This is a genomic window from Desulfovibrio sp. (assembly GCF_018379785.1).
In the GTDB taxonomy this organism is placed as follows: domain Bacteria; phylum Desulfobacterota; class Desulfovibrionia; order Desulfovibrionales; family Desulfovibrionaceae; genus Desulfovibrio.
Map to the genome: position 1 here is coordinate 18708 of NZ_JAGZUV010000048.1, position 19783 is coordinate 38490.

Consider the following 19783-nt stretch of genomic DNA (forward strand, 5'->3'; position numbering starts at 1 on the left):
CTTGGGAAAGAGTATTTTTGCGAGAGAGGCCCCTTTAAAAAAAGGGCCTCTCTCACGTCTCCCAAAAAACTTTTACCAATTACAGCACGATCCCCCAGTGGGGTTCTCAGGCGGCGATTTCCCGGCCGAAAGCCATTTGCTCAAATTCCGCCAGAGGCACGGGCCGGGAAAAAACATAGCCCTGAACCATGTCGCAGTCGGCCTGTTGCAGAAATTCCACCTGCCGGGGCGTCTCCACGCCCTCGGCCACGGTGCCCATGCTGAGCTTCTTGGCCAGGTCGATGACCGAGACGATCACGATCCGTTCGCGGGCGTTGTCCGCCTCCTGCGAGGCGAAAAAAACCCTGTCCAGCTTGAGGACGTTGACGTTCATGTCCTTGAGAAGGTTCAGCGAGGAATAACCACTGCCGAAATCGTCAATGGAACAATGGTAGCCGTGGGCGCGGATCCGCTCTATGAATTGGACCAACAGATGCGGATTTTCGAAAACCAGGCTTTCCGTGAGCTCAATCTCCAGCAGTTCCGGAGGCACGTCATAGGCGCGGCGAATATTTTCGTAGCGCTCCAGAAATTGCGGGTCCGCCAGATGCGCCCGGGACATGTTTACTGAAACCGGCACCGGCGTAACGCCGTTGTCCAGCCATTTACGCAGCATGGCGCAGACCTTTTCAAAAACATGGAGATCAAGATCCACAATAAAACCGTTCTGCTCAAACAGCGGGATAAAGTCATTGGGCGGGATCAACCCTTCCGGGGCACGCCAGCGGACCAGAGCCTCGGCACCGGCAATGGCGGCTTTTTTCAGGGATTGCTTGGGCTGGAGATAGACCACAAATTCGCCCCGCTCCAGGGCATCGTGCATCCGGTTTTCCATCTCCTTTTCACGCAGGGAGCGCAGACGGTCCCGTTCGCTGTAAAACAGGCAGGTGCAAAGGCAATGTTCCTCAGCGCCGCCGTTCTTTTTGCGAGCGATGTTGGCCCTGTCCTGGATCTTGATCAGCGGCAGGGTGGGATCATCAATGGGATAGATGCCGGCGGAGAAAGAAAGCAGATATTTGCGTTCGCGGAACGGTTCAAAATCATTGGCATCCTCGGCTATACGGTTCAGACGGGCTTCCAGCTCCTTTTCCCCGGCGGCCCGAAGCAGAAGGTTGAAGCCGTCCGCCGCCAGACGGGCCGCATACTCGCCGTTTTCAAGATGGGCTTCCACGGTTTCATAGCAATGCCGCAAAATCCGGTCGCCCATTGCAACGCCGAAAAGATCATTGACCAGCTTGAATTTCTGGATGTCCAGCCAGACCAGTACATATGTACTGGGTAGGGCGTCGCGTACAGCGCCGCCCGCGTCGATTTCGAAACTGGTGCGGTTGCGCCCCCCGGTCACCGGGTCCACAAAGGCCAGTTGCTCCAGGCGCTGACTGGTTTGTTTCTGCAGTTCCCGCTGTTCCAGAAGCTCGCTGATATCAATATACACAAATAAATAAATCGGGTCATTACCCTGCCAGTCCAGACATTCGCCGGAGACCTGCAGCCAGACATTGTTTCCGTCCAGTTCCCTGGCCTGGAGAACAAAATTGACCGGTTCCCCCCGGCGCATGGCTTCATAGTTGTCAATGAGCACCGCCGGATTTCTGGCTGAAACCGGGCTGTCCAGCGAATAGTCGGACCGCCCGAAAAGCCGTGTGAATTTTTCATTGGCCTCCACGAACTCGAAGCCTTTCTCCACCACCCGGAACTTGGCGATAAAACCCGGGATATTGTTGTAAGTGATGCTCTGTTCAAGCAAGGTCTGCTGCAGTTCGCTGACATCCGCCATTACCGTGTAGGAAACGCGGTAGCCGTCGATCATTTCATCCGTGAAGACATTCGCCAGCTTGACCCACATCATTCTGCCGCTTTTGTGCCGCATCCTGCCGATAAAGTGGTAGCCGGAAGCGCCGCTGGCGAGCGTCTCAGTCACTTTTTCAACGAGAAGTTTCCAGTTCTCCGGATCCTCGGCATAAAATTTGTCGGGGCGGTTCTCATACAGGCGTTCGTATTCTTCTTTGGGGTAGCCGATCAATTCATAATAGTACTCATTGGCCCAGATGAGCGTAAAGTGCTCATCCACCAGATGCTTGCTCACACTCAGGCGTGAGAGATTCATCAGCATATTGTATTCGCTGCTCTGGCCAATGGCATTATCAACGAAAATTTTTGTCTGCTTTTCCATGGCGGGCCTTCTCCCTGCGCCCTCCTTCCTCAAGGGCGAAGGGAAAATTATGCGCGAAAAATCATAACAATGCGGCTGATACGGTTTTGCCGACACAGCTTTCCGTATTCAGCCATTGGTAGTTTTCCACACATATTTTTACTTATTTTACCTTGTTTTACTTTCAGAGCAATAAAAATTTCTTTTTTACGAAAAAGGGGCAAAAAAATAAATAAACATCGCCCGGCATGCATTTTCCTGCCGAGCGATGGCATTCTTTTTTTCAAAGACGATATTACATGATATTATAATAAGAATGAGGCTGCATTCCGCAATCCATCTAACTACAAATAAAAAAACAACAAGATTACGGAAAAATACAATTTTTTATGAAAGAAGGGGAAAGAGGCGCGCTATTGGGCCGCGCCCAGGCCCGCGTTGCGCTCAATGAGATCCACCGCCCTGGCGATCTGGCGGCCCAGGCTGGATTCCTTGGAGAGCTCGCGCTCCACCGAGGTAATGCCCTTGATGACCGTGGAATGGCGGCGATTGAACGTTCCGCCGATTTCCTCCAGGGAGAGCTCGGTGTGCTTGCGCGCCAGATAGTAGACGGTATTACGGCCCAACACGCATTCCCGGCGGCGCGAGCGGGAACAGAGCTGACGTTCTTCCAGGCCGTAGCTTTCGCAAACCAGGCGGATGATGGTGGGCAGATCCGGCCCGCACTCCACTCCGGCGTACTGGTTGAGCACTTCCAGGGCCAGATCCAGATTCAGGCCGCAATTGAGCAGGCGGGCCTTGAAAATAAGGCTGTTCAGACAGGATTCCATCTGGCGCACATCGCCGCGCAGACGGCTCGCCAGCAGATCACAGACCGGATCGGGCAAGAGCACCTGAAAGCTCCTGGCCTTGCGGGTGAGGATGTGGCGGCGCATCTCCTCGTCGGGGCGTCCCATATTGGTCAGAATGCCGGAGCAGAAATGCGAGACAAGCTGGCTGTCCACACGCTGGAGTTCGCGCGGTGAAAACGAGGATGTGAAAATGACCCGGCCTCCCCTGGCCTGCAGGCTTTTGACCACGGCCAAGGCCATATCCTGCATTTTCTCCTTGCCCTGGAAAAAATGCACGTCTTCCAGCAGAAGGACGTCCAGTTCCCGCAGACGGCCTTTAAAAGCCTCCACGTCATGGCCGCGCAAGGCGGCCACAAAACGCGAGGCGAATTCCTCGGCCGTAAGATAGGCCACGCGCGCGCCGCTGCTGTTCCGGCTGAGGCTCTGGCCCACGGCCTGGGCCAGATGCGTCTTGCCGAGGCCCGAGGCGGAGTTCACAAACAGCGTCCGCACGTCGCCGCCGTTGCGGCAGACGTCCTGCGCGGCGGCCACGGCCACGCTGTTGCTGGGCCCCACCACAAAATCCTCGAAACAATAGCGCCAAGCCGCCTCCCGCCGGAAAGCCGGCGCAACGGCGGGCATGGGCAGGCTGGCCTGCCGCCGCGGCAGAACCCGCGCGGCAAGATCCGCTGAGGAGGCAGCCTCCGGGGCGGCATTCCGGTCATTTCCGGCAATCTCAATGCGCAGGTCCACGGCTTCGGGCGCCAGACCCAGCACCGGGGCCGCAGCCTCGCGCAGAGTGCAAAGCATCCGGCTTTCCAGCCAACCGGCCATGAAGGCATTGGGCGCGGCAAGACACAACGCCCCGTCCTCCAGCCTGGCGCGCAAAGGGGCGATCCAGACTTTAAAAACGCCGGAATCCAGCATTTTCTTGAGATTTTCAGAAATTTCGGCCCATTGATCTCGCATGGGGGCCTTGTAGCCTGAAAGCGCGAACTCGGGCAATGGAGGATTACCAGCCCTCTGGGCCAGTGGCCTCTTTTGCTTTCCCCAAAGACTTTCCTCAATAATTATTTGAAATACATATCAATTTTTCAATTTCGCGGAGAACGGGGGCTGCCGCGAAAGCCTTATGGGTCAAGGCTTTCGCTTCGTTCCACAAAATAATACACAATGTAAGAAATATTTTTTCCACAACCAAACATAAAATTTACTCTGTTTTTCTCAATTATACGCTGTTTTTTTCGTCATATCCATACAGCTTCCGAACTATAAGGCCGGACGGATTGTCAAGAGGGAAAAAAAGTTTTTTGAGCCCCACGCCGGGTTTTTTCTCTAGAAAATCTCTTCTAACTACCCGCGATAACAGAAATTGTTATCATGCCGCCACAGGCCACAACCTTCCGCTCTGCGGGAGTAGCGGCCTTCTCACGGGAAATGCCAAACTCCCAATGCATGTCACCGAAAACAGCGTGGCCATGCACCGGAAACAAAAAACCCGCCATACGGCGGGCTTTTTGTAATGCATTCGCGGAACGGACTTTAGAAGGTAAAGCGCAGGCCCAACATGAATTCGTTGTTGTAGGGCTGGTTGCTGATGTTGCTTCCGCCTATGGAAACCTCGTTGTAACCCATCATCATGAAGCGGTAGCCCAGGTCCACGGCGAAGTTTTCGTTAAAGTTGTAGGCCACGCCCGCGCCTACGTTCCAGGCGAAGTTGGTGAAATTGTCGCTGGCACTGGCGTTGCCGCGGTCGCTATGCACCGTGTATTCCACATAATTGAAGGCCAGACCCGCGCCCGCGCCGATGTAGGGCACAAAGGGCGTACCGGTCTGAATGTCATAGTAGAGGTTCAGGAACAGGGTGGAAGTGTTCCAGAGGCCCTTGGTGCTGAAGTTATCCCCGTCCCACACGCCATCCCAGCTCTTTTCGCTGTTGCCGCGCAGAGCGAATTCAATTTCCGCGCGCAGGGGGATCTGCTGCTGGGGGTAGAAGTCATAGCCCACGGCCAGCGCGCCGCCCAGGGTGAACTGGCTGTAGCTCTCGTCCGACAGTTGACTGCTGGGGCGGGAAATATTGCCCGTGTCCTGAATGGACATCAGGAATTTGGGGGCAAAATACACACCGTTCACTTCGGCCTGAGCCAGTCCGGGCAGAGCCAGGGCCACCACAAGGGCCAGTGTCGCCAGAATACGTTTCATATCGCTTCCTCCAAAAATAAAATAGGTTCTCTGGAATTGAGCTTTGCATTCTTCCCATGCAGCGTCAATGCTTTTATGGGAAAAGCGCAATCCCTCCAATCCAGGCCATCCGCATGGCGGGTGGTTGCCTGCTTCTTCACGCACAGCGTACGTTTCAGAACTCATAACAAAACGCCCTCCCGCTGTAAACGAAAGGGCGCTTACCGTAAAATCAGTTCGGCTTAACCGGATTTAGAAAGCGAAACGCAGACCCAGCATGAATTCGTTGTTGTAGGGATCGCTGCCGATCTCATACTTGCTGCTACCCGCATGAGCCGTGACTTCGTTGTAGCCCAAGCCGACGAAACGGTAGGAAGCGTCAATGGCGAGATTTTCATTAAAGCTGTACGACGCGCCCACGCCCACGTTCCAGGCGAAGTTGGTGAAACGGTCGTCCGCGGAAAACTTGTCGCCACTATTGGTGGTAAAATCATACCCCGTGTAATTGAAGGCCAAGCCCAGACCGGCGCCGATATAGGGCGTAAAGGCACTGTCGTTGTGGAAGTCCCAGAACAGGTTGGCAAAAAGCGTGGAGTTGTTCCAGGTGCCCTTGACGTCGCGCACATTGACGCCGCCGTCGCTCCAGGTCTTTTCGCTGTTGCCGCGCAGGGCGAATTCAATTTCCGCGCGCAGGGGCAGCATCTGCTGCGGCCAGAAGTCATACCCCAGGGCCAGCGCGCCGCCCAGAGTGAACTGGCTGTAGTCGTCCACGCCCGTACCGGCCAACGCGGATGAGCGTTCCACCCGACCCGTGTCCTGAATGCTCATCAGAAACTTGGGAGCCAGGTACATGCCGGTGCCTTCCGCCGCGGCCAGACCGGGCAGGGCAAGCGTCAGCACAAGCGCCAAAGCGGCAATAATACGTTTCATGACAGTCCTCCTGAATGCTTTTCCCCTTCTGCTCGCAGGGAGTTTTGAGAGTTGGGCAAAATCCGGAAATTGTCAATAGAATTTCTATAAAAATTCTTGACTTTCTCCCGCGCCCGGCCAAATCCGACGCGCCGCTCCTTCCCTCTTGAGGGCGCCAATTCTTTGCCGGACGCCCGAAAAAGATGCAAATCATATGCCATATAAAAACCGGGAAGCGCCCACGGACGTCTCCCGGTTTTTATATGGCGGGCCGACGCCCGAGCAGTCCGGCTTTAAAATGTATAGCCCACGGAGAACATATAGATATTGGCCACCACATTGTCCGACTTGCCGCCGGTGATTCCGGTTTCGCCGCGAATGCCCGCGGCGTCGGTATCCAAGGTCCAGTTGTTCCACTCCACGCCCGTGCCCAGACTGAGGATGGTGCGTCCGCTGGAGGGCACGAAAAAGTCCGCGTGCTTCTCGTTGACCACCGCCGTTTCGTAGGCCAGGCCCGCCCGCAGGCTCCACCAGTCCAGAGGCTTGTACTCCACGCTGGCGTTGAAATTCCAGCCGTCGCGCCATTCCTTGTTGCTGATGGAATCGTAGCCGTTGTCCATATAGATGTTCAAGGCGTTGTAGGTGGACCAGCGCGTCCAGACCGTTCCGGCCTCGAAGCTCAGATTGTCCAGCGGCTTGTAGGCCACGCCCAGCGCCAGGGAGTCCGGCAGTTGCAGGGTGGTATGGGCGTTGCAGTCCCTGGCTTCGGGCAATTTTTGATACGCTCTGAGCAGATTCTGCTCGTGAGAGCCGAATTCCACATCGCCGTAAAGATTGACCGTCACCTGGCTCTTGTAGGCCAGACCCACGGACCATTGCTCGTTGAAGCGCATGTGCAGGCCCAGATGCGCGCCCACGCCCCAGCCCGTGCCCTCCAGTTGGAGGTCGTTGTCAAAACTTTTCGGAACAGTGGCGGCGGTCATCGTGGGAATTTTATTGCCCATGTACATGCTGGCGTAGAGGGCCTCCACGCCCACGGACACGGAAAAGATATCGTTGATCTTGTAGGCCAGGGTGGGCACAAAGGAAATGGTCTGCACGCCCACGTCATACAGATTGTATCTGCCGGTCCAGTTGCCGGAATAGCTGTTGCCCAGGCCGAAGCGCGAGAATACGCCCATGCCCAGCCAGACATTGTCGTTGAGCTGATAGCTGGCATAGCCGTGCGGGGCCAGCCAGACCGCCGGTTTGGTGGTGGTGTACTGCATGCCCGTGGCGTGCTCGGTGCCGATGGTGCCCATCGGGGCAATGAAGGCCAGACCGCCCATGACATGCGTGCCCGGCAATTGGGTGATGCCCGCCGCATTGTAAGCCAGGGCCGAGACGTCGTCGGCGCGGCCCACCATGCCGCCCGCCAGGGAAACGCCCCTGGCGCTCCATTCATTGAGGGCGAAACCCTCGGCCAGAACCGTTGACGCCATGCCCGCCAGAAGGGCGAGCAAGAGACAGGAAACTCGCAGAACCCTCATTTTTCCCCCAGAGCATTTTTTGCACTACAAGCCGGACAAACGCCGCGCGCACTCCCCCATTGCGGAAAAAGCCCACAGTCTCTTTCCGCGCGGCGCGGACGGCATGGAACGGATGGCATCACCCGTTCCTCAAAAAGTATGTCTGCAATCACAGCATATTAACAGGATCAAGGTCAAGGAAAAGTCGCAACAGCGCGGCGGCTTTCCGGCTTCGGGCGAAAAAATAGAGCCGGCGCAGGGCCTGCCAGTCCCCGGCCTTGAGCAGGCAATGAAAGCGCCGCCGCCCCCGCAGCAGGGCCAGGGGAGCGGGCGCGGGGCCCAGCATCTGGACGTCGAGTTCACGCGCCCGAACGCGCAGGGCGGTGGCCAGTTCGTTCAGGGCGGCGGGCCCGTTTTTTTCCTCCACGCTGAAAGACATGCGGATCAAAGCCAGGCGCACAAAGGGCGGATAGCGCCGCAAACGCCGCCGCGCCAGTTCCGCCGCGTAAAATCCCTCGTAATCGCCCGCTTGCACATATTGCCAGCAATAATGGCTGACGTCGCGGGTCTGGATCAGCACCCGGCCCGGCTTTTCGCCCCGCCCGGCCCGGCCCGCGGACTGGACCAGGAGCTGAAAGGTGCGCTCGGCCGCCCGGTAGTCGGGCAAATTCAGGCCCAGGTCGCCGTCGGCCACCACGGCCAGAGTCACCTGCGGGAAATGATGCCCCTTGGAGAGCATCTGGGTGCCCACCAGAATGGGCGCTTCCTGCCGGGCAAAGGCGGCCAGGATTTCCTCCATGCGGCCCGGACGGCGGGTGCTGTCGCGGTCCAGACGCAGCACGGGCCGCCCGGCCAGCACGCTCAGACGCTCGGCCAGACGCTCGGTGCCCTCGCCCAGGGGCAGAAAGTTCATGCCCTTGCACTGCGGGCAGGGCGAAGGAAAGGGCCGGGTATAGCCGCAATAGTGGCAGACCAGCTTTTCACGCCCCTTATGGTAGGTGAGCCCGATCTCGCACTGCGGGCAGCGCAGGGTGCTGTTGCAGTCCAGACAGTACATCAGGGGCGCGTAGCCGCGCCGGTTGAGCAGAACCACGGCCTGCTCTCCCCTGTCCAGGGTTTCGCGCAGGGCCGCTTCACTCTGCGGGGCCAGCAGGCCGACCCCGTCCGGCGCGGAGACGACCGGAGACACTGTGCTGATATCGATCAGTTCCACCGGGGGCAAAGGCTTGCCGCCCACCCGGCTCGGCAGGCGCAGGAGAGGCAGATGGCCGTTTTCCGCCGCGTAAAATGTCTTAACGTCCGGCGTGGCCGAGCCCAGCAGCAGCAGGCCGCGCGTCTGGGCCATGCGGAACCAGGCCACTTCCTTGGCCTGGTAGGAAAGGCTTTCATCCTGTTTGAAGGAGCCGTCGTGCTCTTCGTCCAGCACCACGCAGCCCAGCCGGGGCACGGGCAGAAAAAGAGCCGAGCGCGTGCCCACCACCAGGCAGGGGTCGCGCCGGACGGCCAGAGCGCGGAAAGTGGCCTCGCGCCGGGCCGGAGACTGATAACCGTGGTAAAAAAAGAGCGGCGCGTCCGGCAGGGAACAGGCCGCGTCACGGCGCAGCTTGTGGGCCAGCGCCACTTCCGGAGCCAGCAGCAAGAGGCTTTTGCCTTGAGCCAGGCACATTTTTGCCAGCTCCAGATATACGGCGGTCTTGCCGCTGCCCGTAACGCCGTAGAGCAGGCGGGAGGCCGCCGCGTCCTCGTCCAGGGCCGCGCGCAGACCGTCCAGGGCCGCAGCCTGGTCCGCATTGAGACTGAAAGGCGTCGGCGGGGGCGGCAGCAGGTCCTGCTCCTCTTCTTCCCCGCTTTCCTCGCGCGTAAGCGCCAGGTGTCCGGCCCTGAGCAGGCTTTGCAGAGCCGGGGCCGCGGCCTGCCCCAGGCTTTGCAGCAAGCGGCGGCGGCTCACGGCCCCGTGTTCGTGCAGGAATTCCAATACCTCGATCTGGCGCGTGGCCGAAGGCCGCACAGGCCAGGGCGGGTCCGCGCGCAGGAGACAAAATTCCTCGCTGGCCGCGTCCGCGCCGGGAGCCAGCATACGGGCCGCGCCCGCGCAGAGCGCCTGCGCCAGTTCACGGCGTTCTTCCGGCTGAATTTCGCGGATCTGCCGCAGGCTCAGCGCCGAGGCGCGGCCCGCTTCCAGGCGGTGCAGGCGGACGCGCGTGCTGCGCATCCCCAGCGGCAGCACATGGCCCAGGATATGTCCCGGCTCCACGCCCTGGCGACGGGCCAGATCCAGCGCCAGAGCCAGCAGGTCCGGCGGCAGCAGGGCTTCATTTTCCAGAGGCCAGCAGACCGTCTTGCAGGCCACGTTTTCCGGCAGGTCCGTTGTGGGGCTCACGCTCAACACAACCGCCGCCCGCAGAGCCCCCTGCTCTCCCCGGCCCAAGGGCACGGCCAGACGCAGGCCGGTCTGCCAGAATGCCTCCGGAAATTCCGGCGGCAGCGCATAGGTCAGGCAGGCATAGGGAGGGCTTAACAGGGCGACGCTGGCATACATGAAAAAACCGTTACCTCACCATTCCCCGGCTGACGTTCTGAAGATTCGAAACAGAAACGGGCTTTCCAAGCCCAAGGGCTTGTTTCTCAAAAAAAGAATTTGGGGAAGCACTGAGTCATGAATATTTTTGTTCTCCGGCAAGAAAGGAGCCCATTGCGGACCAGGGGCAGTACATTCCGGTACGAACCTGGGCCGCAATGGGCTCCCGGCACAGCCAGGGGAAAAAAGCACTTTGAAGGACAAACCCTCTTGAGATGTCACGCCTCACCTGTCGGTTCAACGTGAAGATCGCACAGCAAAAAGCGCGGCTTTTGCTGTGCTTGCGCCGCCTGCGGCGGCGCGCCCCCCCTTGCGGGTCTGCGACAGTGTCGCTTGGCGCGACGCTACTGGAACTGGACGAAATTCTTGAGCAATCCCAGCAGTTCGTAACGCAGTTCCTCGTCCTGCAGGGCGAAGTAGATATTGGCCGTCAGAAATTCGGCCCAGTCACCGGCGTCAAAACGCATGCCCGACATGCGCACGGCCATCATGCCGCGATCCTGGGCCATGGCCTGCAGGGCGTCGGTAAGCTGGATTTCGCCGCCGTGGCCCGGCTGCACCTTTTCCAGATAGTCGAAAATCTCCGGCGTGAGCACATAGCGGCCCACGATCGCCATCCGCGAAGGCGCGGCCTCGCGCTTGGGCTTTTCCACCATGTCGCGCACCCGGAAAACGCCGGGGGCCACTTCCTCGCCGTCAATAATGCCGTAGCGGCTGACCTTTTCCCAAGGCACTTCCATGACGCCGATGACCGGCATTTTCTCGGCCATGGCAACTTCAATGAGTTGGCCGATGCCCGGCACGCCGCCGAACATCAGATCGTCGCCCACCATGATCGCAAAGGGGTCGTCGCGCACCAGTTCGCGGGCGCAGAGCACCGCATGCCCAAGGCCGAGCTGCTTTTTCTGGCGCACGGACATGATGTTGACCATCTCGGCCACCTGCCGCACTTCCCTGAGCTTGTCCAGCTTGCCCGCGCGTTCGAGCACCGCCTCCAATTGGAGATTGTAGTCGAAGTGATCCTCAATGACGCTTTTGTCGCGGTTGGTCACAAAGATCACATCCTGGATTTTCGCGCGCTGAGCCTCCTCCACCACATACTGGATGACGGGCTTGTTGTAGATGGGCAGCATTTCCTTGGGAATGTTCTTGGTCGCGGGCAATGAACGCGTACCCCAACCGGCCACGGGAATGATCACTTTGCGAATATCCTTCATGCGCGCCTCCGCTCATGTATGAGTGCAAAACAGCGTCGGAACCTCAGGAGGGCGGGGTCACGGCCAGAAGCCGACGCCCCTTGACGGCCCCCTGACGTTGAACTCCGGCCGGGCGGCGCTCCGTTATAAAAAATCCCGACTATTCCACGGCGCGCCGGATATGCTTCAAGTTCATAATCAGCCAAAAGCCTGACAAGCGCAAGAGAAAAACGCATTTTCCCGGCCGCGCGGGCGCGGAGCGTCTCTTGAAAGCTGTATGTCGTCTCCCGACAAGGTCCGTGAACTGTTGCGGCCGTAACCTGACCGTCTGCACTGTCCGGAATGAAACATTCCTGTCTGAATAAACGGCGGCCGCAGCCGGGGATTCCAGAAGAAACGCTTCAAAATCCCGGCAAAAGGCACGCTCTCTCCGGCGCGTTACGGCATAAGTGGGAAGATAAAAAAACAGCCACGACCCGGGGCTGCCGATCCATGCCGCCCAAGCCGTGACCGCTTTTCCAGAGCATTTCACATTTGAAATGCTCTGGAAACCTGTCGGCGATATCCTCTCAGCGCAGTTCACGGGCAACCACATCCGCCAGGTCCGCGGCAAAGGCCTTGACCTTATCCCCGTCCTCGCCTTCCACCATGATCCGGCAGAGGGCCTCGGTGCCCGAGTAGCGCAGCAGCACCCGGCCCCGCCCGGCCAGTTCCTTTTCCACCTTGGCCACGGCTTCGCCGATGGCCGGCCGCTCTTCAAAGGGCAGGCGCTTTTCCACCCGTACGTTAACGAGCTTCTGGGGAAAGGGCGTAAGCAGGCCCGCCAGTTCGGAGAGCGGTTTTTCCTTTTCGCGCATGATCCGCAGGATCTGGAGGGCAGCCAGCAGACCGTCGCCCGTGGTGCTGTAGCCCCGGAAAATCAGATGCCCGGACTGCTCGCCGCCGAGCATGGCTCCCTCGCGGCGCATGGCTTCCACCACGTAGCGGTCGCCCACCTTGGTGCGCAGCAGCGTGCCGCCGTGCTCGCGCATGAAGATCTCCAGGGCCAGGTTGCTCATGACCGTGGCCACCAGCATGTTGCCCGGCAGTTCTCCCCGCGCCATCATGGCCTGGGCGCAGAGGGCCATGAGCTGGTCGCCGTCCAGGACATTGCCGTGCTCGTCCACCACAATCAGGCGATCGGCATCGCCGTCCAGGGCCAGGCCCACGTCGGCGCGCACCTCGCGCACCTTGGCCGCCACCATTTCGGGATAGAGCGAACCGCAGTGGTCGTTGATATTCATGCCGTCGGGCGCGGTACTCAGCCGGAAGACCTCGGCTCCCAGTTCCTCCAAGGCCAGCGGGGCCACTTTGTAGCTGGCGCCGTTGGCGCAGTCCACCACGATGCGCAGGCCGGAGAGGGTCAATTGGGTCGGGAAGCAGCTCTTGGTGTAGACGATGTAGCGTCCTCCGGCGTCCTCGATCTTGGTGGCCCGGCCCACCTGGCGCGGGTCCGGATAAGGCCAGGCCATATCCGGATTGAGGACCATTTCCGCAATTTCATTTTCGGTCTGGTCCGGCAGTTTGTAGCCGTCGGCGTCGAAAAATTTAATGCCGTTGTCGAAAAAGGGATTGTGCGAGGCGGAGATCACCACGCCCAGATCAGCCCGCATGCTGCGCGTCAGAAAAGAGATGGCGGGCGTGGGCAGCGGGCCGGTCATGATCACGTGCATGCCCGCCGCGCACAGCCCGGCCGTGAGCGCGGATTCGAACATATAGCCGGAAAGCCGCGTGTCCTTGCCGATGACCACCTTGTGCTGGTGCGGGCCGCGCCGGAAGCGCACCCCGGCGGCCAGACCCAGGCGCAGGGCCACATCCACGGTCATGGGCGCGTTGTTCACCGTGCCGCGCAGGCCGTCCGTGCCGAAAAGACGTTCAGCCATGGAATCTCCTTTTGTGCTTCCGGAACATCGGCGCATTGCCGACATGCGCATGTTCCGTGCGAAGCCTCGGGGCTGTTTCCAAATTGTTTCTTTTACCTTCCAGCTTCGTCAAACGTCGCTTTTCACTCTGGTCGAATACCAGATCGCTGCTGTCTTCATTCGTAAGCAGCTTCGCTGCAACGACTGAGGCAAGAGTGTACTCCCGTCGTAAAAAGCTCGTTTTCCTCGCTGGAGACGCAAAACTCCCTAATTTGGAAACAGCCCGAGGGCTATTTTTTCTTGCGGGAAACCGTAACTTCTTCAGTGGCCGGATTCAAGAGCGTCATGCCTTCGGGCAGGCGAAAGCGCAGTTCGACCTTTTTGCTCTGTTCCGGCTCCAGCGCGGGAGGCGTGACGCTGACCTCCAGCTGCCCCAGATAGCGGGCGCTCTTGGCCAGGGCCTCGGGCACCTCCACCAGCACCGTCACTTCCTCGGGTTCCACCGTGTACTGGCGACGGTTTTCTCCGGCCAGCTCCACCTTGCAGCGCCGCGAAACCACGGTGCGGCCGCTGGTGATGGTGTACTGCACGCGCACCGAGGGCGGATTGGCGGTGACCAGGCTGGGCGTGTCCAGGGTGATGATCTGGTGCACGGTAGTGCCCGCCGCCTTGGGATCAAGCATGATGGTCAACGGCACGCTGGAAATGTCCGAAACCACATCCTCGGGCCCGCGCAACACCACGGTGGCCGGCGACACGCTGACGTTTTCCACGGTCAGCGCCCCGCCGCGCAGGGGTGAATCCACAATGGTGCGCAACGGCACGCTGCGTTCCATGAGCGTGTCGGCCTTGATGACGATGCGCGGCGGCTGGATGTCCACCAACTCGAAAGCCCGGAAGGTGGGCCCCAGATTGTCGCCGCCCAGGGGCACCACAGTGACGCCTTTTTTGATGTCCGAAAGGTCCACGGCCTGGGTCAGACGCTGCTGGGGGATGGAGCGCAGCAAGGTTTCCGGCCCGCGCAGGCGCACCGTGATCTTGCTGATCAGGCCGTCGGTGACCACCAGATTGGGCGGAATGCCGTAATAGTCGATATTCACTTCCACCTGTGCTTCCAGGCGGTCGCGCACGCTGACCACGTACCACATGCCCACGGCGGCCAGCACGGCCACCAGCAGCGAAAGCAGATGCGGCGCGCGGCGCAGACGGCCGTTGTTCTCAGAGGATTTCATTGAGCACCTGCCTTAAGCGCGTGGCGTCGAGGGAGCGCACCAGCTCTCCCTTCATGGCCACGGAAATCTCGCCGCGCTCCTCGGACACGACAACGGCCACGGCGTCGCTTTCCTGAGTGATGCCCAGAGCCGCCCGGTGGCGCGTGCCGAAATTCTGGCCCTTGGCCACGGCCAGCGGCAGAATACAGGCCGCCGCCATGATCCGTCCGCGGCTGATGACCACCGCGCCGTCGTGCAGCGGCGCTTTGGGATAAAAAATATTCATGAGCAGTTGACGGGAGAGCTGGGCATCCACCCGCACGCCTTCGCGCTTGATCATGTCCCCCAGACGCATGCTGCGCTCAATGACGATGAGCGCGCCCACGCGCAGGCGGGCCATTTCCACGCAGGCCATGACCACTTCCTCCACACCGCCCTGCTTGAGCTCGCGCCGGCGGAACAGCCGGTGCGCGCCCATTTCGCCCAGAGCCTGGCGGATGTCGGCCTGGAAAATGACCACAATGAGGATGAACAGTGAACTGAAGATATGCTGCAAAAGCCAGGTGAGCGTATACAGGCCCATGGTCCTGGACATGAAATACAGCAGAGTCAGCAAGCCCAGGCCGGTAAGTACGGCCAGAGCGCGGGAACCGCGCAGAAGCTGGATGACCTGATAAAGCAGCGCGCTGACCAGAGCAATATCCAGCAGGTCGCGCCAGTCGAAAACAAAATGCTCAAACACCGTATGGCTTCCTTATACAGACGCGCCGGTTCAGGCCCGGGCGCGTTTCTCTTTGTACATGCCGCCGTCCGCATGGGCTATCAGCGCATCGATGTTTTTCCCGTCGCGGGGATAGACGGCCTTGCCCACGCTGAAGGAAATGCGGATGTCGTCGCCGTCCGCAACAGCCCGGCTTCGCAGGGCCTCGCGAATATCGCCGAGGAGTTTCTCGGTTTTTTCCTCGTGTTCCGCGCCCTGAACAATGAGGATGAACTCGTCGCCGCCGATGCGGGCGAAAAGATGCGGGATATTCATGTGGCTCTGGACCTGTTCCGCGAAAATCTGCAAAACCCGGTCGCCGACACTATGCCCGTAGGTGTCATTGATGGGTTTGAATTGATTCAGGTCCAGATAATACAAACAGAACGTCCGGCCAGAGTCATCGGTCAGATCCGCCAGTTTTTCAAACAGGCCGCGCCGGTTGAGAACGCCGGTCAGGGAGTCCTGATAGGCCATGCCTTCCAGTTGGCCGCGAATACGGCGCAGGTCGTAATTATGCTGGACCAGCATGGCCAGCAGAAAGCTGACCAGCACGCCGAAGCAGATGTACAGCCAGGATTCGGGATACTGATACCAGAGCTTGACGGGAGAAACGCGGAAGAACCAATGGGCGTTGAAAATGGTGAGCGGCACTTCCAGATAGGGCGCGTCTTTATTGTAATAGTAGCCGCTGTGCGCGATGATCTGCTTTTTATTGGTGTCCGGGCTGATCCGCCAGATTTCATAGGCCAGGCCCAGCTCGGCCAGTTTGTCCAGTTCGGCGGCGGCCAGAGCCTGCGGAAATTTCAGGGTGACGGAAACCAGGCCCCAGAACAGCTTTCCGCCCTTGCCGTCATCCATGTACACGGGCAGGCGGCCCACCAGAGCTTCGCCTCCCTGCACCAGGGGGAACGGGCCGCCCAGAACCAGCCGACCCGTGTTTCTGGCCTCCACGGCTTCCTGATTGCCCGCGCCCTGAGCAAAAAAATTCAGGCCCAGCACTGCCTCATTGCCTTCGCGGGGGTAGACGGCGCTCACCACGCCGCCCGGCGCCACCAGCACATTCAGGATGGCCGGGTCGTCCAGCAGTGTGGCGGCCACCTTTTCGAAATTCTCCACCCGGCCGCTGTGCTGGATGACCAGGGCGGCAAGAGTTTGCGTTTTATACAACAGCTTGGAAAGGACATTCGTGAGCTTGTTGCTCTGGTTGAGAATGATCCTTTCCATCTTGATGTATTCAATCTGGTACTTCCGCTCCACCAGTAAATAGACGGCAAAACTGCACAAGATCAGCAGAATGACGAAGGAGACGGCGGCCCGTTTGGATATTCCGCTACTTTTGAACACGTGGAATCCTTTATTCAATCGGGCAGCTGTCGGGAGAAAACGCGGCTGCCACCGCCAGGCTCCGGCGGGCGGCGGCCACATCATGGACCCGGTGCCAGAATACGCCCCGACTCCAGAGCAGGGCCGTGGCCGTCTGGGTGACCGCGCCCCGCGCCGACGGCGGCAACCCCAGCAGACCGCCGAATACGGATTTCATGGACAGGCCCATGAGCACCGGCCTGCCGAAGGCCAGCCAGTCCTCCGGATGGGACAGCAGGGCCAGATTATGTTCCAGCGTCTTGCCGAAACCAATGCCGGGGTCCAGCACGATGCGGTTTTCCGGCAGCCCGGCGGCGCTCAGACGCGCCAGTTGGCGCTCGAAAAACTCCAGCACGTCACGGCGCACGTCGTCATAGCGCGGGTCGCGCTGCATGTGCGCCGGGCGCCCCTGGCTGTGCATCAACACATAGCCCGGCTTGTACTGGACCAGCACGTCCAGCAGTTCCGGATCGAAGGCGCAGGCCGAAATGTCGTTGATGATCACGGCCCCCTGCTCCAGGGCCGCGGCAGCGGTGGCCGCGTGATAGGTATCCACGGAAATGGCCGCGCCGGGCGCGCGTTGCCGCAGACCGGCCAGCACGGGCAAAAGACGGGCCAGTTCCGTAGCGGGGCTCAGCTCCGCCGCGCCGGGGCGGGAGGATTCCGCGCCCAGGTCCAGAATGTCCGCGCCCTGGGCATGCAGGCGCAGGGCGTGCGCCAAGCCCGCATGGGGAGCGGCGTGCATGCCGCCGTCATAAAAAGAGTCCGGCGTCAGGTTGACAATGCCCATGACGCCGAAAGGGGCGGACGCCGTCAGCGCCCTGCCCCCGCTCACCAGCCAGGGCGCGCCCGTGCCGGACGCGCCCCGCTCATTACTGCTTGTTCCGATCCGCATGGTCGGCAGGACCTTCCTGCCCCGCCTGGCCTGCCTGATCAGGCTGATCAGTCTGGGCGGCCGATACGTCCTCTTCCGGACGCGCCAGACCATCCGGCGGCAAGGCGGCATTTTTTTTGTCGGCTTCCGCCGTGTCGCCGGAAGCCTCCGTTGCCCCGGTGTCCGGTTCCAGAACGAAATCGCCGCCCTTGTCCCGGCTTTTCGGAGCGTCGGGCGGAGAATTTTTCAGAGGCTTGCCGTTGACGTCCAGGGGCGGCAGTTCCTTGTTGTCCATCAGAAGATCCAGCTCGTCGCCGGTGATGGTCTCCCGATCCAGCAGGGCGCGCGCAATGCGGTGCAGGATTTCTTCATTGTCCTGGAGGAGCTTGCGGCAACGGCTGTGGGCTTCTTCCACGATGCGTTTGACCTCGGCGTCCACCAGGCGGGCCGTGTCCTCGCTGAAGTTCTTGTTCTGGACCCATTCGCGGCCGATAAAGACTTCTTCGCCGGTCTCGCCGATGGACAGCGTGCCCACGGCTTCGCTCATGCCCCACTCGCAGACCATCTTGCGGGCCATGCGGGTGACGCGCTCAATGTCGTTGGACGCGCCGGTGGTGATGTCGTCGAAGATCAGTTCCTCGGCCACACGGCCGCCCAACAGCACCACCAGGTTGTTTTTCAGGTAGCTGCGGGAATAACCGTGGCGGTCTTCCTCGGGCAGCTGCATGGTCACGCCCAGGGCGCGGCCGCGCGGGATAATGGTGACCTTGTGCACCGGGTCGGAACCGGGCAGCAGCCGGGCGGCCAGGGCATGGCCGCCTTCATGGTAGGCGGTGATCCGCTTCTCCTCGTCCGAGAGAATCAGGCTGCGCCGCTCACGGCCCATGAGCACCTTGTCCTTGGCGAATTCAAAATCGCGCATGTCCAGCTTGTCCTGGTTCAGCTTGGCCGCCTGCAGGGCCGCCTCGTTGACTAGGTTTTCCAGATCCGCGCCGGAAAAGCCCGGCGTGCCGCGGGCCAGCACTTCCAGGTCCACATCCGAATCCAGGGGCGTGCGCTTGGTGTGCACTTCAAGGATGCGGCGGCGGCCGCGCAGATCCGGCGTGGGCACCACCACCTGGCGGTCGAAACGGCCGGGCCGCAACAGGGCCGGGTCCAGCACGTCCGGACGGTTGGTGGCCGCGATGAGGATGACGCCCTCATTGCTTTCAAAACCGTCCATTTCCACGAGCAACTGGTTCAGGGTCTGCTCGCGCTCGTCATGACCGCCGCCGAGCCCGGCGCCGCGCTGGCGGCCCACAGCGTCGATTTCGTCAATAAAGATCAGGCAGGGCGCGTTTTTCTTGCCCTGCACAAAGAGGTCGCGCACGCGCGAAGCGCCCACGCCCACGAACATTTCCACAAAGTCCGAGCCGGAAATGGAAAAGAACGGCACCCCGGCCTCACCGGCCACGGCGCGCGCCAGCAGGGTTTTACCCGTGCCGGGAGGGCCCACCAGCAGAACGCCCTTGGGAATGCGCCCGCCCAGGCGGGTGAACTTTTTGGGATTGGAGAGGAACTCCACCACTTCCGAAAGTTCTGGAACGGCCGAAACTCATGGCTTTGCCGCCGCCGCTCTGCATCTGGCGCATGAAGAAAATCCAGACGCCGATGAGCAACAGCATGGGAAACCAGGAAACCAGGAGGGTCATGTACCAGGGCGACTCTTCCGGCGGCTCGGCCTTGATTTCCACTTTTTTCTCAATAAGCCGGTTGACCAGGCCCGAATCCTGCGGGGCATAGGTCTGGATGCTCTTGTTGTCCGAGGTCTTGCCCGTGAGCGTGTGCCCCTGGATGGTCACGGACAACACCTGCCCGTCGTTCACCCGGTTGAGGAATTCCGTGTAGGGCACCCGCTGCAGACCGGCCTGCGGTTGCTGGAACATATTAAAAAGCATGACCATCGCCAGGACGATAATCGCCCACAGCATCAGGTTGCGACTGAACTGATTCAACGCTGCCTCCGTTACGATTTCAACGCGCCGAGCGGCGCGGCCAAAGCCGGTTCCATGTCCGGCCTGGGGCGGGAAAATACTACCTGCATGCGCCCGGTGTCAAATCAGATCAACCGGGGCCGTTCCGGCCAGTGCTTAGCTTATAGAATATAACATTCCCGGTGGGCTTGGCAATGGCCCGGCCCCGGGGAGACATTCACCTTAACAATGATAAAAGTTCTTCAATACTACCATTAACTCGGAATCTTTGAAATAGTGCAAGAGATTTGTTCAACATATCAAGAG

General features: G+C 60.2%; 12 protein-coding genes and 1 pseudogene. All 13 read right to left on the minus strand.

Annotation, left to right across the window (positions count from 1 at the left end; genetic code table 11):
- Nucleotides 1-106 precede the first annotated feature (106 nt).
- Nucleotides 107-2212, minus strand: a complete 2106-nt coding sequence (locus tag KH208_RS10740; RefSeq protein ID WP_291436182.1) for an EAL domain-containing protein — start codon at nucleotides 2210-2212, stop codon at nucleotides 107-109.
- Between the two features lie 392 nt (nucleotides 2213-2604).
- Nucleotides 2605-3990, minus strand: a complete 1386-nt coding sequence (locus KH208_RS10745) for a DnaA/Hda family protein (RefSeq protein ID WP_291436184.1) — start codon at nucleotides 3988-3990, stop codon at nucleotides 2605-2607.
- A 573-nt stretch (nucleotides 3991-4563) separates the two neighbouring features.
- Nucleotides 4564-5223 carry an outer membrane protein gene (locus KH208_RS10750; protein ID WP_291436185.1) on the minus strand — a complete coding sequence of 220 codons (660 nt, stop codon included), beginning with the start codon at nucleotides 5221-5223 and terminating at the stop codon, nucleotides 4564-4566.
- Nucleotides 5224-5454: 231 nt separating this feature from the next.
- On the minus strand, nucleotides 5455-6132 hold the full coding sequence (locus KH208_RS10755; RefSeq protein WP_291436187.1) for an outer membrane beta-barrel protein: 678 nt from the start codon (nucleotides 6130-6132) through the stop codon (nucleotides 5455-5457).
- A 272-nt stretch (nucleotides 6133-6404) separates the two neighbouring features.
- Nucleotides 6405-7640: an OmpP1/FadL family transporter gene (locus KH208_RS10760; RefSeq protein ID WP_291436189.1), complete on the minus strand. Its 1236-nt coding sequence runs from the start codon at nucleotides 7638-7640 to the stop codon at nucleotides 6405-6407.
- Nucleotides 7641-7788: 148 nt separating this feature from the next.
- The gene (gene priA, locus KH208_RS10765) at nucleotides 7789-10158 is read right to left on the minus strand and encodes a primosomal protein N' (protein WP_291436191.1); all 2370 of its coding nucleotides are present in this window, start codon (nucleotides 10156-10158) and stop codon (nucleotides 7789-7791) included.
- A gap of 383 nt (nucleotides 10159-10541) precedes the next feature.
- On the minus strand, nucleotides 10542-11414 hold the full coding sequence (galU, locus tag KH208_RS10770) for a UTP--glucose-1-phosphate uridylyltransferase GalU (protein ID WP_291436193.1): 873 nt from the start codon (nucleotides 11412-11414) through the stop codon (nucleotides 10542-10544).
- A 548-nt stretch (nucleotides 11415-11962) separates the two neighbouring features.
- Entirely contained in the window at nucleotides 11963-13315 is a 1353-nt protein-coding gene (gene glmM, locus KH208_RS10775) for a phosphoglucosamine mutase (protein ID WP_291436195.1), read from the minus strand.
- 269 nt (nucleotides 13316-13584) lie between these two features.
- Complete coding sequence (locus tag KH208_RS10780) at nucleotides 13585-14526, minus strand: CdaR family protein (protein ID WP_291436196.1); 942 nt, start codon at nucleotides 14524-14526, stop codon at nucleotides 13585-13587.
- Nucleotides 14513-15247: a diadenylate cyclase CdaA gene (cdaA, locus tag KH208_RS10785; RefSeq protein WP_008685170.1), complete on the minus strand. Its 735-nt coding sequence runs from the start codon at nucleotides 15245-15247 to the stop codon at nucleotides 14513-14515. The genes KH208_RS10780 and cdaA overlap by 14 nt, the downstream gene beginning before the upstream one ends.
- A 30-nt stretch (nucleotides 15248-15277) precedes the next feature.
- Nucleotides 15278-16612, minus strand: coding sequence for a sensor domain-containing diguanylate cyclase (locus tag KH208_RS10790; RefSeq protein WP_291436197.1), 1335 nt, complete (start codon nucleotides 16610-16612; stop codon nucleotides 15278-15280).
- Nucleotides 16613-16622: 10 nt separating this feature from the next.
- Nucleotides 16623-17525, minus strand: coding sequence for a dihydropteroate synthase (gene folP, locus KH208_RS10795; RefSeq protein WP_291436199.1), 903 nt, complete (start codon nucleotides 17523-17525; stop codon nucleotides 16623-16625).
- Nucleotides 17503-19498, minus strand: a pseudogene (gene ftsH / locus KH208_RS10800) (ATP-dependent zinc metalloprotease FtsH). The gene folP and the pseudogene ftsH overlap by 23 nt, the downstream one beginning before the upstream one ends.
- Nucleotides 19499-19783: the final 285 nt, after the last annotated feature.